The organism is Pigmentiphaga sp. YJ18, from assembly GCF_038066655.1.
Classification (GTDB): Bacteria; Pseudomonadota; Gammaproteobacteria; order Burkholderiales; family Burkholderiaceae_B; genus Pigmentiphaga.
Map to the genome: position 1 here is coordinate 543,886 of NZ_JBBUKU010000001.1, position 15,088 is coordinate 558,973.

A 15,088-nucleotide genomic window follows, 5' to 3' on the forward strand; every position below is an offset into this window, starting at 1 on the left:
CGGCCGGGGTGAGCACGGCCCTCACCCCATGCGCGGTGATGCGGAAAGCAGGAAGAAGGGACGGCCGGCGCGCGGCGCGCCGGCCGGGACGCGGATCAGTACGCCGAGATCTTGGTCTTGGCGATCAGGTCGCCGAAGTTCTTGTATTCGGTGCGCAGCGCGTTGCCGAGTTCTTCGGGCGTGGTCGCCACGCTTTCGAAGCCCATCGCCTGGATGCGCTCGATCGAAGCGGGCTTCTTCAGGCTCTTGTTGATCTCGGCGTTCAAGCGCTTGATCACGTCGGCCGGGGTGCCGGCCGGGGCGAACACGCCGTGCCAGCCGCTGACCTTCTCCAGCTCGGGCAGGCCGGCTTCGCGGAAGGTGGGCACGTCGGGCAGGGCGGCGGCGCGCTTGGGTCCGATCACCGCCAGGGCCTTGAGCTTGCCCGACTTGACGTGCACGGCGCTGCCCGAATCGAAGGTGAAGTCCACCTGGCCCGCCAGCAGGTCCTGGATGGAAGGCGCCAGGCCCTTGTAGGGCACGTGGGTCGCGTCGGTATGGGTTTCCAGGTTCAGCAGCGCGCCGGCCACGTGCGGGAACGAGCCGTTGCCGGTGGACGAGTAGTTCAGCTTGCCCGGGTTGGCCTTCATCTTCTCGATCAGGCCCTTGACGTCCGAGACGCCCACCTTGGGGTTGACCAGCAGCGCCATGTTCAGGCCCGCCGTCATCGCCACCGGGGCGAAATCCTTGATCGGGTCGAACGGCACGTTCTGCATCACGTACGGGCCCAGGGCCAGCGTGCTCGACGCCAGCATCAGCAGCGTGTAGCCGTCCGCCGGAGCGCGGCGCACGTAGTCGGCGGCGATGTTGCCGTTGGCGCCCGGCCGGTTCTCGACCACGAATTGCTTGCCCAGCGACTCGCCCATGTCCTTGGCGACCATGCGCGCGATCGCGTCGATGGTGCCGCCGGCCGGCACCGACACCACGATGGTCACGGGCTTGGACGGGAAGGTGTCGGCCATCGCGGCCACGGGAACCAGGGCCGACACGGCCACCACGGAAAACAGCTTGCGCATCATCACATCGATCTCGTAAAGGGTTGGACAGCGACGGCCGGCCTGCCAAGTCTGGGCGTTCCGGCTCGTCCATGCTGAAATTGTAGGCAGCGGCGATGTGTGACAATGGCATTTCTTGTTAACCAGAGGTTAACAATTTCCCACCTGCCCGTTGCCGGGCCACGAACCGCTTCCACACCGTGTCACGCCTCCTGAACAGCCGCCATTTCCAGATCTTCGCCACCCTCATGCGCAGCCGCGGCATGGGCGAGGCCGCGCTGCGGCTGGGCATATCCAAGGCAGCGGTCAGCAAGACCCTGCGGCTGATGGAGCGGGAAACCGGCGTCGCGCTGTTCACGCTGGCGCACGGACGCCTCGAGCCCACGGCCGCGGCGCGCCGGCTGCTGCCACGCGCCGAGCAGGCGGCCAAGCACCTGGAATGGGCGCTGGACGAGGCCTATGCGCTGGACCAGGGGTCGGTGCGTACCGTCATCGTCGCGGCGCACGCCCCGCCGCTGATCGCCATCCTGCCCAGCGCCATCCAGCGCTTCAAGGAAAGCCATCCCGACGTCAACGTGCACCTGCGCGTGGAAGGCCCGCCCAAGGTGCTGGAGTCGGTGGCCCACCACGAGGTGGACCTGGGCGTGACCAATCCGCCCGCGCCCAACACGGCCAGCAGCGTCGACCTGTGCGAACGCCACACGATCTCCGAGGACCTGCTGGTGGCCGCCCTGCATCGGCGCCATCCGCTGGTGGCCAAGTCCGTGGTTCGTCCGGAAGACCTGGTGGGCGCCACCGTCATCGCCCTGCCCGAGGAATCGCCCACTTCCATCCTGGTGCGCGCCACCTTGCAGGAAGCGGGCGTCAGCGTGCCCAAGACCATCTTCGCCAGCACGTCCATGGGCGTATGCGCGCTGGTGCAGCAGGACGTGGGCATCGGCCTGATCAATCCCATGCTGCTGTCCACCGGCATCTTCCCCGACGTCGTCACCCGGCCGTTCCGGCCCCGCATCGAACTGTGGACCGAGATCTACTATTCGTCCATCCGGCCGCTCAGTCCCGAGGCGCGGGCGCTGGCCACCTATATCGAGGAAGCGGCCTCGGCGCTGCGCGGGCACGCGCCGCTGGGCAAGCCCACGCCGGACTGAAAAAGGCCGTCCTCAGCCGCAGCGTATCGCCGTCACGGCCTCGCGCCGATTGACCTCGACGTTCACCCGGAACGGATTGAACTCCATGGTGATGGCCTGCCCCGGGCGCAGCACGCGCGCGCTGCCGGCACCCGAGGCCTTGCGGGCCTCCTCGATCAGTACCGAGCTGAGTTGCTGGCCGACCAGGGACTGGGCCGCGTCGGCCTGGCATTGTCCCTGCGGCGCCTGCGCCGCGGGCTGGGAATCGGCGGCGGGCGCGGGGGCGGCGCAGCCGGCGGCAAAGGCCAGCGTGGCAACGGCAAAGGCGCTCCGGATCATGGGTTCTCCTTGTGGGGGATCATCGATAGAACAGCGTGGGCGGCATCCCGAAATGCCGGCGGAACATCGCTGCGAAGGCGCTCTGGCTCTGGTAGCCGTGATCGAGCGCGACGTCGACCACTTTATCACCCCGCGCCAGGCGCTCCAGCGCGGCCAGCAGGCGCACCTGCTGGCGCCAGTAGCCGAAGCGCATGCCCGTCTGCTGCTGGAACAGGCGGTGCAGCGTGCGGGCCGACATGCCGGCGCCGGCGGCCCAGGCATCGACCGTGCGGCCGTCGTCCGGCGCCTCGGTCAGCCGCTGGCACACCGCGCGCAGGCGCGGGTCCGAGGGCAGCGGCAGGTGCAGCGGCAAGACCGGCAGCGCCCGCAGTTCATGCAGCAGCAGCCCCCTCAGGCAACTGGCCCGCGACGCCGGCCCGTCGCCCGGCGGCAGGTCGATGGCGGCCAGGATCAGTTCGCGCAGCAGCGGCGGGATGCCCAGCACGCAGCTGCCCTGCGGCAACTGCGCTCCCGCATCGGCCGCGACGAACACGGTCCGCATCTTCACGTCGCCGCTCATGCGCACCTGGTGCGCGATCCCGGCCTCCAGCCACACGCCGCGCGTGGGCGGCACCACCCAGCGGCCGCCCTGGGCGTCGATGCACATCACGCCTTCGATCGCATAGAGCAACTGGCCGTGGGCATGGCTGTGCGGGGCGATCACGTGCCCGTGGGGATAGTCCGCGGCAATGGCGGTGACGGGCACGCCGGCCCGAGCCGAATCACGCAGATGGGCATCGACATCCATGGAATGTCACTTTTTAGATAACTGACTTCATATTAGCGTGAGACAGCCGACCGGGTAGCGCGGAGCATGAAGCTTCCTCTCTTTCCGGAGCCTTTTCGATGTCCCCCGCCGCGTATCTCTTCCCCTTCCTGGCCATCGTCTTCTGGGCCGGCAACGTGATCGTGTCCAAGATGGCGGCCTCGGCCATCGCGCCCACCGCCATCACGTTCTACCGGCTGGTGCTGGCCATCGCGCTGCTCAGCCCTTTTCTCGTGCGCCCCATCTGGCGCAACCGCGACGCCATCCGGCGCCACTGGTGGCAACTGGCCATAGGCGGCCTGTTGTCCATGGCGCTGTTCCAGGCCTTGTCCTACCGCGCCGCGGAAAGCACCACGGCCACCAACATGGCCATCGTCACGGCGCTGATCCCGCTGTTGACGGCGATCCTGAGCGCGGCGCTGCTGGGCGATCCCGTCACCCTGGGCATGGCGGTGGGCGGCGTGCTGTCGTTCGGCGGCATCCTGTACCTGGTCGGCCATGGCGACATCGGCGCGGTGCTGGCGCAGGGCGCCCACCTGGGCGACGTGCTGATGCTGTTCGCCGCGCTGGCCTACTCGCTGTACGGCGTGCTGCTCAAGCGCTGGCGGATGGCCATCCCCGCCTGGCAATCGACCTACATGCAGGCGGCCTTCGCGCTGGTGTTCATGTTCCCGCTGTTCCTGGCCCTGCCCGCCGGCACCGCCATGCTGGACGCCAGGACCGTGCCGCTGATCGCCTACGCCGGCATCTTCTCGTCCATCATCCTGACCTTCTTCTGGATACAGGGCGTGAAGCTGCTGGGCCCCAACCGCTGCGCGATCTTCATCAACCTGCTGCCGGTGCTGACCGCGGGCCTGGCTATCGCCCTGCTGGACGAACCCATGCGCGCCTACCACGTGATCGGCGGCGGCATCAGCCTGGCCGGCGTGCTGATCGCGCAGACCGTGCAGCGGCCGCTGTTCGCCGTGCGGACATCGCTGGCGCGCTGAGGCGGCCGGGTCAGGCGTCGCCGTCCCGGGCCCGCACCAGGCGCAGCAACGTGATCTCGGACGGCACGCCGAAGCGCATGGGCGGACCCCAATAGCCCGTGCCGCGGTTCACATACACCCACATGCCGTCCTGGCGATGCAGCCCCGTCACGAACGGCTGCTGCAGCGGCACGAGGAAATTCCAGGGCAGGAACTGCCCGCCGTGCGTATGGCCCGACAACTGGAGATCGAATCCCGCCGCGGCGGTGGCCGCCGCGCTGCGCGGCTGGTGGGCCAGCACCACGCGGGCGCCGGCATCGGCCGGCGCGCCGTCGATCGCACGTTGCGGATCGCTGCGGTGCGCCGGATCGAACTGGTGGGCGCTGTAATCGGTAATGCCGGCCACCACCAGTTCCTGGCCCGCATGGCGCAGCACCGCGTGCTCGTTCAGCAGCACCCGCATGCCCATGTCGCGCAGCGCCTCCACCCAGGCGTGCGCGCCCGAGTAGTATTCGTGGTTGCCGGTCACGAAGAAGGTTCCGTGGCGCGACGCCAGCTCCGCCAGGGGCCGCGCGTGCGGCGCGAGATCGGCCACGCTGCCGTCGACCAGGTCGCCGGTGATCGCCACCATGTCCGGCCGCAGCTGGTTGACCGCGTCGACGATGCGCCGCACGTAGGGCGCGCGGATGGTGGGCCCGACATGGATGTCGCTGATCTGTGCGATGGTGAATCCGTCCAGCCCGGCGGGCAGCCCCCGCAGCGGAATGTCGACGCGCACCACGCGCGCCACGCGGCGGGCACCGACGAAGCCGGCCACCGACATCAGCAGCGAAGCCGCCACCACGAACAGGGCCGACGGCGCCTCCAGCACCGCGTGCCCGCCTCCGGCGCCGAACCACGCCATCGCGGACGCGCCGGCCAATACCAGGTCGCGCAGCAGCGTCAGCACGAACAACGACGAGAACAGGCCCATGCACAGCAGCCCCAGCCAGATCGCGCCCAGCAGCAGGCGGCCGGCCGAGCGGCGCCGCGCGAGCATGCTGGTGGGAATCAGCACGGCGGACAATGCCAGCACGACGCTCAGCGCCGGCGCCAGGCCCGGCACCGCGCCCAGGTCGGGCACGAGGCGCAGCCATACGTAGGCGTGCACCAGGCCGATCAGGCCGAAGAAGTAAAACCTGTGCAGGGCGCGCCGCTGGCTCATGCCACGGGCTTGCGGGCGCGCCCGCGTGTCACGCCGCCGCCGTCCCGCGCCGCGCCGGCGAGGCGAAGCGATACACGGCCAGCGTGCTGCGCCAGCCCGGCAGCCACGAGATCTCGTGGGCGTCGGCGAAGGTCGCACGGGCCAGGATGCGCAGGCCGAGCTTGGCGGCCAGCGCCTCGAAGTCCTTCAGCGTGCACAGGTGGATGTTGGGCGTGTTGTACCACTGGTAGGGCATCTGGCCGGTCACGGGCATGTGCCCGCGCAGGATGGACAGGCCGTGGGTCCAATGGCCGAAATTGGGGAAGGAGACGATGCCCTCGCTTGCCACGCGCGCCATCTCGAGCAGGATGCGCTCGGTGTTGTGCACGGCCTGCAAGGTCTGCGACAGCACCACCGTGTCGAAGCGGCCGTCCTCGAACAGCGCGAGGCCGTCCTCCAGGTTCTGCTGGATAACGTTGACGCCCTTGCGCGCGCATTCGATCACGTGCTGGTCGCTGATCTCGACCCCGACGATGCGGGCCCGCTGCGCGTCGCGCAGGTGGGCGAGCAGCGTGCCGTCGCCGCAGCCCAGGTCCAGCACGCGCGAGCCGTCGGCGATCCAGCCCGCGATGCGGGCCAGGTCGGGGCGCAGGGAAGCGGCGTTGCGGTTCATCGCGCGCCTCCCGCCGCGCCCAGCCCCAGTTGGCGGGCCACGCGGTCGAAATAGCCCCGCACCACCGAGTGGTAGCGGGCGTCGTCCAGCAGGAAGGCATCGTGGCCGTGCGGCGCCTCGATCTCGGCGTAGGTGACCGGACGGCCGTTGCGCAGCAGCGCCTGCACGATCTCGCGCGAACACGAGGGCGGGAAACGCCAGTCGGTGGTGAACGAGGTCAGCAGGAACTCGGCCTGCGCCGGCGCGAGCGACCGCGCCAGGTCGCCGCCAGCCTGCTTGGCCGGATCGAAATAGTCCAGCGCCCGCGTGATCAGCAGATAGGTGTTGGCATCGAAGTACTTCGAGAACTTCTCGCCCTGGTAGCGCAGGTAGGACTCCACCTCGAATTCCACGTCGTAGCCGTAGCGGAACGCGCCGTCGGCGCCGGGCGAACGCTGCGCGCGCCCGAACTTCTCGGCCATGTCTTCGCCCGACAGGTAGGTGATGTGGCCGATCATCCGCGCCACCGACAGGCCGTTGCGCGGCACCGTGCCATGGGCATAGAAATCCCCGCCGTGGAACTCGGGATCGGTGATGATGGCGCGCCGCGCCACTTCGTTGAAGGCGATGTTCTGCGCCGACAGCCGGGGCGTGCTGGCGATGACCACGCAATGCGCCACGCGCTCGGGATAGGTGATGGCCCAGCTCAGCGCCTGCATGCCGCCCAGCGATCCGCCCATGACCGCGGCGAAGCGGGCAATACCCAGCCGGTCGGCCACGCGGGCCTGCGCATGGACCCAATCCTCGACCGTGACCACGGGGAACGAGGCGCCGTAGGGTCGTCCGGTGCGGGGATCGATGCTGGCGGGCCCGGTGGATCCGAAGCAGGAACCCAGGTTGTTGATCCCGATCACGAAGTAGCGATCGGTGTCCAGCGGCTTGCCCGGCCCCACCATGTTGTCCCACCAGCCGACGTCGGACGGATCGTCGGCCGACACGCCGGCCACGTGGTGCGAGGCGTTCAGCGCATGGCAGACCAGCACCGCGTTGGAGCGATCGGCGTTCAGGCGGCCGTAGGTCTCGATGGTGAGCGAATACGGACCGAAGGCCGTGCCGCTGGCCAATTGCAGCGGCTCGTCGAACGTCATGGCCTGCGCCTGGACGACACCGACGGAATCGGGACCGATGGGAGGAGATGCGGGGGTGTCGAGAAAGGCGGTCAACGCCTCTTCGAGATGCGAATCGGAAGACACGATGGACGGAGCTCTTTAGCTGGATTTATCAGGCGCCCGCAAGCGGACCAGGCAAATCGGCGCCAATGAAAGTTACGGGGGATTGTAGCATCCGACCCGGCGCGGCCTGCCGCGGACGGCCCTACAGCAGGCCTTGCAGGATGGCCTGGGCCACCGCCGCCTGCTTGTTGTTGACCTTGAGCTTGGCGAAGGCGTTGCCCAGGTGGAAGTTCACGGTGCGCTCGCTCAGCCCCAGGATCTGGGCGGTCTCGCCGCCGGTCTTGCCCACCGAGGCCCAGCGCAGGCATTCCTGCTCGCGCCCGGAAAGCCGGATGGGCACCGGCGCCCGGTCCTGGCAAGGAAGCCGCAGATAGGCGTCCAGCAGCAGCGACGCGGCATGATTGCCCAGGTCCGCCAGCTGTGCCCGGGTATAGCGCCCGGCGGCCGCGTCGGCGGAGCCGAACAGCAGGGCAAGACAGGCGACCGTATCGCCGGGGCGCAGCCCTTCGGCCACCAGGAACAGCGCGCTGTGGGCCTCCAGGCGCCGCAATTCGTCGTGGGAAGGCGATGCCTGGCCGTCGTCCAGCGCCCGCCGGCAGGCGCGCAACTGGCCGGCAGGCCAGCCGGCGGATTGGATCAGGGGCGGAAACTCGGGGCGGAACCCTTCCCACCACCGCCGGGCATCCTCGGCCAGCCAGCGCAGGACGTTGCCGTCGGGCGTGCGCTGGACGATGCCGAACGCATGATGCGCCGCGCCCAGCCCGTTGGCGAACTCGCGGGCGACCCTGCCGATGTCCCTCTCGCTGGAGGCCCCGATCAGCGGACGCAGCGACCGCAACACGCGGGTCGTGGTCTCGTTGCCTTCCACGCCCCGGGCCTCGGGACCCTGCGGCGCTTCCGATGTCACGAATGCGGGTCTCGTCATTCCATCGTGAATGTCACATTTGGTAACATTCTATGATGAACTGACGGCCTTGTGAATCGGCCCGTGCAGCGGCAAAACGCCTGGAAAGGCGTGCCGCTACTGATTCAGCAGCGACAGGTCCATTTCCGACGCGCGGTTCAGGACCGCGGCCACCTTGGTCCGCAGCGCATTCGAATGGGCGTGCAGGATCTCGCGCTTGACGTCCAGCAACTGCTGCGGATGCATGGAGAACTGCGTCAGCCCCAGGCCCAGCAGCAGCCGCGTCAGCTCGGTGTCGCCCGCCATCTCGCCGCACACCGATACCGATTTGCCGGCGCGCGAGCCCGCGTTGATGGTGTTGGCCACCAGCCGCAGCACCGCCGGGTGCAGCGAGTCGTACAGCCCCGCCACGTCGGGGTCCGCCCGGTCGATGGCCAAGGTGTACTGGATCAGATCGTTGGTGCCGATGGACAGGAAATCGAAGGCCTCGACGAAGGGCTCGATGGCGATCGCCACGGCCGGGATCTCGACCATCGCCCCCACCAGGATGTTCTGGCCGTAGGCCTGGCCGCGCGCGTCGAGTTCGTGCCTGGCGGCGGCGATGGCGGCATAGGACGCGCGCGCCTCGCGCAGGTGGGCCACCATGGGGATCAGTATCCGCACCGGCCCGTGGGCCGAGGCGCGCAGGATCGCGCGCAACTGCGTGGCGAACAGTTCGGGGTGGGCCAGGCAGTAGCGGATCGCCCGCAGGCCCAGCGCCGGATTGGTGGCCACGGTGGCCTCGCCGTCCAGCGTCTTGTCGGCGCCGATGTCCAGCGTCCGGATGGTGACCGGACGTCCCGCCATCGTGCGTACCACCGAGGCATAGGCCTCGTACTGTTCGTCTTCGCCGGGCAGGTCGTCACGCCCCATGAACAGGAATTCGCTGCGGAACAGCCCGATGCCCTCGGCGCCGGCATCCACCGCCGCCTGCGCCTCTTCGGGCAGCTCGATGTTGGCCAGCATGGACACGACCACGCCGTCCAGCGTGATGGCCGGCACGTCGCGCAGCGTCGCCAGCGTGGCCCGCTCGCGGGCGTAGTCGGCCTGGCGGGCGCGGTACTCGGCCACGACGCGCGGTGGCGGATTGACCAGCAGCACGCCGGCCTCGCCATCGACGATGACCATGTCGCCGTCGCGCAGCAGCGTGCGCGCCGCGCCCAGCGCCACCACGGCCGGCACGCCCATGCTGCGGGCGACGATGGCCGTGTGCGAGGTCGCGCCGCCCAGGTCGGTGGTGAAGGCCGCGAAGCGCGCGCCCCGCAGCTTGAGCATGTCGGCGGGCGCGATGTCGTGGGCCACGACGACGAGCGGATCGCCATGGTCGTCGATGGCCGAACCCTTCAAGCCGCGCGGCCGCCCGTTGGCCTCGGCCAGCGCATGCAGGATGCGCTCGATCACTTGGCGCACGTCGCCGCCCCGCTCGCGCATGTACTCGTCTTCCATCTGCGCGAACTGCTCGGCCAGGGCCTGGCCCTGGGCGGTCAGCGCCCATTCGGCGTTGTAGTGGCGGGAACGGATGATCTCCAGCGGCTCGAGCGAGATCATCGCGTCGGCCAGGATCATGCTGTGCACCTGGAGGATGGCGCCCAGTTCGCGGGGTACGTCGGGGGGAAGATGGTCGGCCAGCTGGGCCAGTTCGTCGGAAGCGGCGCGGATGGCGGCGGCCAGGCGTGCGCACTCGGCCTCCACCTCCTCTTCATCGATACGATAGTGGGATACCTCTAGGGCGGCCGCGCCGATGACCACGGCGCGGCCGATGGCATAGCCGCGCGACACCCCCAGTCCGTGCAAGGCCAGCATCGAGGTTTCCATAGGCTACTCGGCCTCGCCGAACTTCTGCGCGAACAGCGCCTGGATCTGGTCCAGGGCCTCCTGAGCGTCCTCGCCCTCGGCATCGACGGTCACCTTGGTGCCGATGCCCGCCGCCAGCATCATGACGCCCATGATGCTCTTGGCGTTGACGCGGCGCGAGCCGCGCGCGATATGGATTTCGCTGCGGAACCGGCTGGCGAGCTGGGTCAGCTTGGCGGATGCCCGCGCGTGCAGGCCCAGCTTGTTGATAACGGCGATGTCGATGCTCGGCATGGTCAATGGTCTTCAGGTTCGCCGTCGACGCGCAAGACGCCTTGCGTGCCGCCAGCCAGGGCGCGCTGCGCCAGATCATCAAGGGAAAGGTGGCGGTAAGGCAAGGTGCGCAGCAACATCGGTATGTTGACGCCGGCCAGCACGGTGGTGGGCGTCCCCAGCCGCGACGCCTCGCGCGCCGCCCGGTCGGTCTGGTTGGCGGGCGTGGCGCCCACCACGTCGGTCAGTACCAGCACGCCCTCGCCGGCCGCCGCGGATTCGATGCGCTCGAGCACCGCGCGGAACATCTGGTCGGGATCCTCGTCGTTGCCGGCATCGTAGGCCAGCACGCCGGACAGTTCGCCGAAGATGTGCGAAGCGCAGGAAAGGAGCGACGAAGCCAGCGGTTCGTGCGCGACGATGACGACGCCGGTCATGCCGATCTCGCCTCCGGCTTCGCGGCGACGGCGTCCTCGAGCGCGCGCGCGAACATCGCGCCGACGTCGAAGCCGGTCTGCTCGGTGATTTCGCAGAACGTGGTCGGGCTGGTCACGTTGATCTCGGTGACGTAGTCGCCGATCACGTCCAGGCCCACCAGCAGCAGGCCCCGCGCGGCCAGTTTCGGCCCCAGTTCGCGGGCGATGGCCAGGTCGCGGTCGGACAGCGGCTGCGCCACGCCCCGGCCGCCGGCGGCCAGGTTGCCGCGGGTCTCGCCCGCCTGCGGGATGCGCGCCAGGCAATACGGCACGGGTTCGCCGCCGATCAGCAGCACCCGCTTGTCGCCCTGCAGGATCTCGGGAATGTAGCGCTGCGCCATGATGCTGCGCTGGCCATTGTCGGTCAGCGTCTCGAGGATGGCGTTCAGGTTGGCTTCCCGGGGCGCCAGCCGGAAGATCCCGGTGCCGCCCATGCCGTCCAGCGGCTTGACGATGACGTCGTGGTATTCGTTGTGGAAAGCCCGCAGGCGAGCCATGTCGCGCGTCACCAGCGTCGGCACCGTCAGGTGCGGGAATTCGGCGATGGCCAGCTTCTCGGGGTGGTTGCGGATCGCCGCGCCGGAATTGAACACCCGCGCGCCCTGGGCCTCGGCCCGCTCCATCAGGTGGGTGGAATACACGTATTCCATGTCGAAAGGCGGGTCTTTGCGCATCAGTACCGCGTCGAAGGCGGTCAGCGGCTGGTCGCCCTCGGGGCCTTCCTTCCACCAGTCATGTGCGTGCAGGTCGGCATCCGGCACCAGTTCGAGGGGCCGGGACGCCGTGCGCACCGCGCCGTCGATGACGTAGAGATCGCCCTGCATCGCCACGCTCAGCCTATGGCCGCGGGCCACGAGGGCTCGCATCATCGCCACGGAGGTGTCCTTGTAGGCCTTGAGCGCGGGAAGCGGGTCAATAATGAAAAGTACGTGCATGGATGGCCTTGAATGCCCGCCGGACGCGGGCGCGGAAACGAATACTGATTCTAGCAAGCCGGCGCGGGCGCCGCCGAACCGTCCGCGTACCGGAAAGGCGCCGGCTGGCGCGACCGGTCATACACCGGCCGCCCCGCCACGTAGGTGGCGCGCACCGCCCGGTCGTCGCCCAGTGTCATCAGCACGAACAGGCGCTCCATCAGGTCGGTGCAATAGCGCATCCGGAAGTCCATCAAGGGCGTAGATTTCAGGTCCAGCACCGCCAGGTCGGCCTCGTAGCCCGGCTCGATGGCCCCCAGGCGGTCGTCCAGGTACAGCGCGTGCGCGCCGCCCCGGGTCGCCAGGTAGAACGCGTGGACGGCGGTCAGCCGCGTCTGGTTCAGGGCCGCCACCTTGTAGGCCTCGTTCAGCGTCTGCAACTGCGAGAAGGCCGTGCCCCCGCCTATGTCCGTGCCCAGCCCCACCCGCACCGGCCGGTCGGCCCGCTTGGCGTCGAACACCCGGAACAGGCCGCTGCCCAGGAACAGGTTGGAGGTCGGGCAGTGCGCCAGCGCCGACCCGGACCGATGGCAGGCGCACAATTCGTCCTCCGACACGTGCACCGCGTGCGCGAAGATGGCCCGCGGCCCCGCCAGACCGGCGCGCCGGTAGACCTCGAAGTAGTCGCAGCAGTCCGGGAACAGCTCGGCGACCCAGCCCACCTCGCCCAGGTTCTCGCTCAGGTGGGTCTGCATGTAGGTGCCGGGATGCTCGCGCCACAGGCGGGCCGCCGACTCCAGCTGCGCCTGGGACGAGGTCGCCGCGAAGCGCGGAGTGATGCAATACAGCTGGCGCCCGTTGCCGTGCCACCTGCCGATCAGGTCCCGGGAGTCCTCGTAGCCGCCTTGCACCGTGTCCCGCAGCGCCTCCGGCGCGTTGCGGTCCATCAGCACCTTGCCGGCGATCATGCGCGTGTCGAATCGCTGCGAGGCCTGGAAGAAGGCGTCCACCGACCCGGGATGCACCGTGCAGTACACCGCCGCCGTCGTCGTGCCCGCCCGCAGCAGCTCGCGCAGGAACAGCTCGCTGACCATCGCGGCGTGCGCCGGGTCGGCGAACTGCTGCTCGGTCACGAAGGTGTACTTGTTCAGCCACTCCAGCAATTGCTCGCCGAAGGCGCCGATCATCTGGGTCTGCGGGTAATGGATATGGGTATCGACGAAACCCGGCAGGATCAGCGCGTCCGGATAGTGCGCCACCGGCATGGAGCCTTCGACCGAGGCGCGCAGCCGGTCGTAGGGGCCGGCTTCCGCGATGCGTCCGTCCTCGATCACCACCAGCGCATCGGGCAGGTGGGTGTACGAAGCGTGCGGATCCGACAGGAAAGGGTCGGCATGGAAACTCAGCGTGGCGCCGCGCAGGGCGTGGCGGCCGGGGCCGAAGCGGGAGTCGGGGGCGTCAGGGCCCGGGCGGGAGCGGGTCATAGGCATCCTCGGGTTCGTCGGCGGGCAGGTCCCCGGATGTCGGCGCGGCGGGCCGCTCGCCTATCTGCTGCCGCCACATCGCATAGTAAAGGCCCTTGCCTTCCAGCAACCGGGCATGGCTGCCGTGCTCCACGATACGCCCTTTTTCCAGCACGAAGATGGTGTCGGCCTGCATCACCGTCGACAGCCGGTGCGCGATCAGGATCGTGATCTGCGTGCGGCGCGCGCAGATGCGCCGCACCGTCTCGTTGATCTGTTCCTCGGTCAGCGAATCCAGCGCCGAGGTCGCCTCGTCGAAGATCAGCAGCCGGGGCTGGCGGATCAACGCGCGGGCGATCGACAGGCGCTGCTTCTCGCCACCCGACAGCTTCATGCCCATCTCGCCTATGGCCGTGTCCAGCCCGTCCGGCGACTTGGTCAGCAGATAGGCGCAGGAGGCCTGCTCCATCGCCGCCACCATTTCCTCGTCGGTGGCGTCGGGCTTGACCAGCCGCAGGTTCTCGCGGATCGTGCCGGCGAACATGTGCGCTTCCTGTGTCACGAATCCGATCTGCCGCCGGACGCGGTTGAAGCGCAGCGCCGTCGTGGGCTGGCCGTTGTACGACACCGTCCCGCCGGCCGGCGGATACAGCCCCACCAGCAGCTTCACCAGGGTCGACTTGCCCGAGCCCGACGGCCCCACGAACGCGATCGTGTCGCCCAGTTGCGCCTCGAACGACACGTCTTCCAGCGCGTAGTCCGGCGCCCCCTTGTGGCGAAAGCAGACCTGCTCGAAACGCACGTCCCGCACCGGCCCCACGTCCACCGCGCCCGGCGGCCGCCGCTCCACGGGCTTTTTCATCAGCGCGCCGAAGTTCAGCAGCGAGGCGTCCACCTCGCGATAGGCCAGGATGATGTTCCCCAGTTCCTGCAAAGGCGCGAAGATCGCCACCGAAATGAACTGCATCGCGATCAGCTCGCCAGGGCTCAGCACTTCGCGGAAGATCAGCCACAGCAGCGCGAACAGGATGGACAGCCGCAACAGGCTCAGCGTCATGCCCTGCAGGAAGGACAGCACCCGTATCCGCTTGACCTTCTCCATTTCGAGCGCGAAGATCGCCGCCGTCTGCGCCTGCAGGCGGCGGATTTCCGGATAAGTCAGCCCCAGACTCTTGATCAGCTCCACATTGCGCAGGGACTCCGTGATGAAGCCCGAATTGCGGTTCGTCTCGCGCACGATGGAACGCTGCTGGGTCTTGATCTCGCGGCTGAGCAAACCGGTCAGGCCGCCCAGCAGCAGCACGCCGACCAGGAACACCGGCACCAGCAGCCAGTTCTTCGTGACCGAATACCAGGTCAGGAACCCCACCCCCACCACCGCCGCGAACACCGTGTTGATGAAGGTGTTGATGAAACGCTCGCTGTCGGCCCGGACCTTCTGCAACAGGGACAGGATCTCGCCGCTGCGCAGGTCCTCGAACTCCTGGAAGCGCAGGCGCAGCACCTGCCGCAGGCCGTCATTGAAAAGATGCGTGCCCAGCTTCTGCACCACCAGCCGGGTGGTGTATTCCTGCAGGGCGCGGGCCAGCCGGGACAGGATGGCGATCCCCACCGCCAGGGCCAGCAGCCCCAGCACGCCGCTGACCAGCTCGTGTTCGGTCTTGCCGGCGCGATTGATCGCGTACTCGTCGATGATGCGCCCGAAGATGATGGGATCGACCAGGGCCAGGACCTGCGAGGCGCCCGCCAGCAGCAACGCGACGAAGGCCAGGGAGCGGTGGGGCTTGAGGTAGGTCCACAGGAGGTACATGCAGGTCCCCGGAGCGGCATCAAGGGCGAAATCCGTGCCAACCCGAAGCATACCTGCGTCCAGCCATGAAAACCG

Annotated in this window: 15 protein-coding genes and 1 riboswitch; of the genes, 2 read left to right on the forward strand and 13 right to left on the reverse strand. The window is 68.8% G+C overall.

Going from position 1 to position 15,088, the window contains the following annotated elements; genetic code table 11:
* Positions 1-95: 95 nt before the first annotated feature.
* Complete coding sequence (locus WKR98_RS02675) at positions 96-1,058, reverse strand: Bug family tripartite tricarboxylate transporter substrate binding protein (protein WP_124691756.1); 963 nt, start codon at positions 1,056-1,058, stop codon at positions 96-98.
* A 176-nt stretch (positions 1,059-1,234) separates the two neighbouring features.
* On the opposite strand from WKR98_RS02675, the gene WKR98_RS02680 reads away from it, so the two are divergent.
* Entirely contained in the window at positions 1,235-2,182 is a 948-nt protein-coding gene (locus WKR98_RS02680; RefSeq protein WP_124691757.1) for a LysR family transcriptional regulator, read from the forward strand.
* A 12-nt stretch (positions 2,183-2,194) separates the two neighbouring features.
* On the opposite strand, the gene WKR98_RS02685 is transcribed toward WKR98_RS02680, so the two are convergent.
* Together WKR98_RS02685 and WKR98_RS02690 are read right to left on the reverse strand one after the other, a co-directional pair.
* Positions 2,195-2,500: an I78 family peptidase inhibitor gene (locus WKR98_RS02685; RefSeq protein WP_341431969.1), complete on the reverse strand. Its 306-nt coding sequence runs from the start codon at positions 2,498-2,500 to the stop codon at positions 2,195-2,197.
* 19 nt (positions 2,501-2,519) lie between these two features.
* Positions 2,520-3,287 (reverse strand): AraC family transcriptional regulator, encoded by a 768-nt coding sequence (locus tag WKR98_RS02690; RefSeq protein ID WP_341431970.1) that lies wholly within the window; start codon positions 3,285-3,287, stop codon positions 2,520-2,522.
* A gap of 98 nt (positions 3,288-3,385) precedes the next feature.
* Between WKR98_RS02690 and WKR98_RS02695 the strand changes: the two genes are divergently transcribed.
* Positions 3,386-4,294, forward strand: a complete 909-nt coding sequence (locus tag WKR98_RS02695; RefSeq protein ID WP_124691760.1) for a DMT family transporter — start codon at positions 3,386-3,388, stop codon at positions 4,292-4,294.
* Between the two features lie 10 nt (positions 4,295-4,304).
* Here the strand turns inward: WKR98_RS02695 and WKR98_RS02700 are convergent, their stop codons facing one another.
* The 10 genes from WKR98_RS02700 to WKR98_RS02745 all read right to left on the reverse strand — a co-directional run bounded on the left by WKR98_RS02700 (position 4,305) and on the right by WKR98_RS02745 (position 15,013).
* Positions 4,305-5,477 (reverse strand): metallophosphoesterase, encoded by a 1,173-nt coding sequence (locus WKR98_RS02700; RefSeq protein ID WP_341431971.1) that lies wholly within the window; start codon positions 5,475-5,477, stop codon positions 4,305-4,307.
* Positions 5,478-5,505: 28 nt separating this feature from the next.
* Positions 5,506-6,129: a methionine biosynthesis protein MetW gene (gene metW / locus WKR98_RS02705; protein ID WP_124691762.1), complete on the reverse strand. Its 624-nt coding sequence runs from the start codon at positions 6,127-6,129 to the stop codon at positions 5,506-5,508.
* Complete coding sequence (gene metX / locus WKR98_RS02710; RefSeq protein ID WP_238160500.1) at positions 6,126-7,295, reverse strand: homoserine O-succinyltransferase MetX; 1,170 nt, start codon at positions 7,293-7,295, stop codon at positions 6,126-6,128. Before metX ends, metW begins: the two co-directional genes overlap by 4 nt.
* Positions 7,296-7,355: 60 nt before the next feature.
* Positions 7,356-7,434: riboswitch (SAM riboswitch) on the reverse strand.
* Between the two features lie 48 nt (positions 7,435-7,482).
* On the reverse strand, positions 7,483-8,247 hold the full coding sequence (locus WKR98_RS02715; RefSeq protein ID WP_238160216.1) for a helix-turn-helix transcriptional regulator: 765 nt from the start codon (positions 8,245-8,247) through the stop codon (positions 7,483-7,485).
* 114 nt (positions 8,248-8,361) lie between these two features.
* The gene (ptsP, locus tag WKR98_RS02720; RefSeq protein ID WP_255465714.1) at positions 8,362-10,098 is read right to left on the reverse strand and encodes a phosphoenolpyruvate--protein phosphotransferase; all 1,737 of its coding nucleotides are present in this window, start codon (positions 10,096-10,098) and stop codon (positions 8,362-8,364) included.
* A gap of 3 nt (positions 10,099-10,101) precedes the next feature.
* On the reverse strand, positions 10,102-10,371 hold the full coding sequence (locus WKR98_RS02725; protein WP_341431972.1) for an HPr family phosphocarrier protein: 270 nt from the start codon (positions 10,369-10,371) through the stop codon (positions 10,102-10,104).
* Positions 10,372-10,373: 2 nt separating this feature from the next.
* Positions 10,374-10,787, reverse strand: a complete 414-nt coding sequence (locus WKR98_RS02730; RefSeq protein WP_087838113.1) for a PTS sugar transporter subunit IIA — start codon at positions 10,785-10,787, stop codon at positions 10,374-10,376.
* Positions 10,784-11,761 (reverse strand): glutathione synthase, encoded by a 978-nt coding sequence (gene gshB / locus WKR98_RS02735; RefSeq protein ID WP_341431973.1) that lies wholly within the window; start codon positions 11,759-11,761, stop codon positions 10,784-10,786. Before gshB ends, WKR98_RS02730 begins: the two co-directional genes overlap by 4 nt.
* Positions 11,762-11,811: 50 nt before the next feature.
* Positions 11,812-13,224 (reverse strand): guanine deaminase, encoded by a 1,413-nt coding sequence (gene guaD, locus WKR98_RS02740; RefSeq protein WP_341431974.1) that lies wholly within the window; start codon positions 13,222-13,224, stop codon positions 11,812-11,814.
* Positions 13,199-15,013, reverse strand: a complete 1,815-nt coding sequence (locus WKR98_RS02745; protein ID WP_341431975.1) for an ABC transporter ATP-binding protein — start codon at positions 15,011-15,013, stop codon at positions 13,199-13,201. Before WKR98_RS02745 ends, guaD begins: the two co-directional genes overlap by 26 nt.
* Between the last annotated feature and the right edge of the window lie 75 nt (positions 15,014-15,088).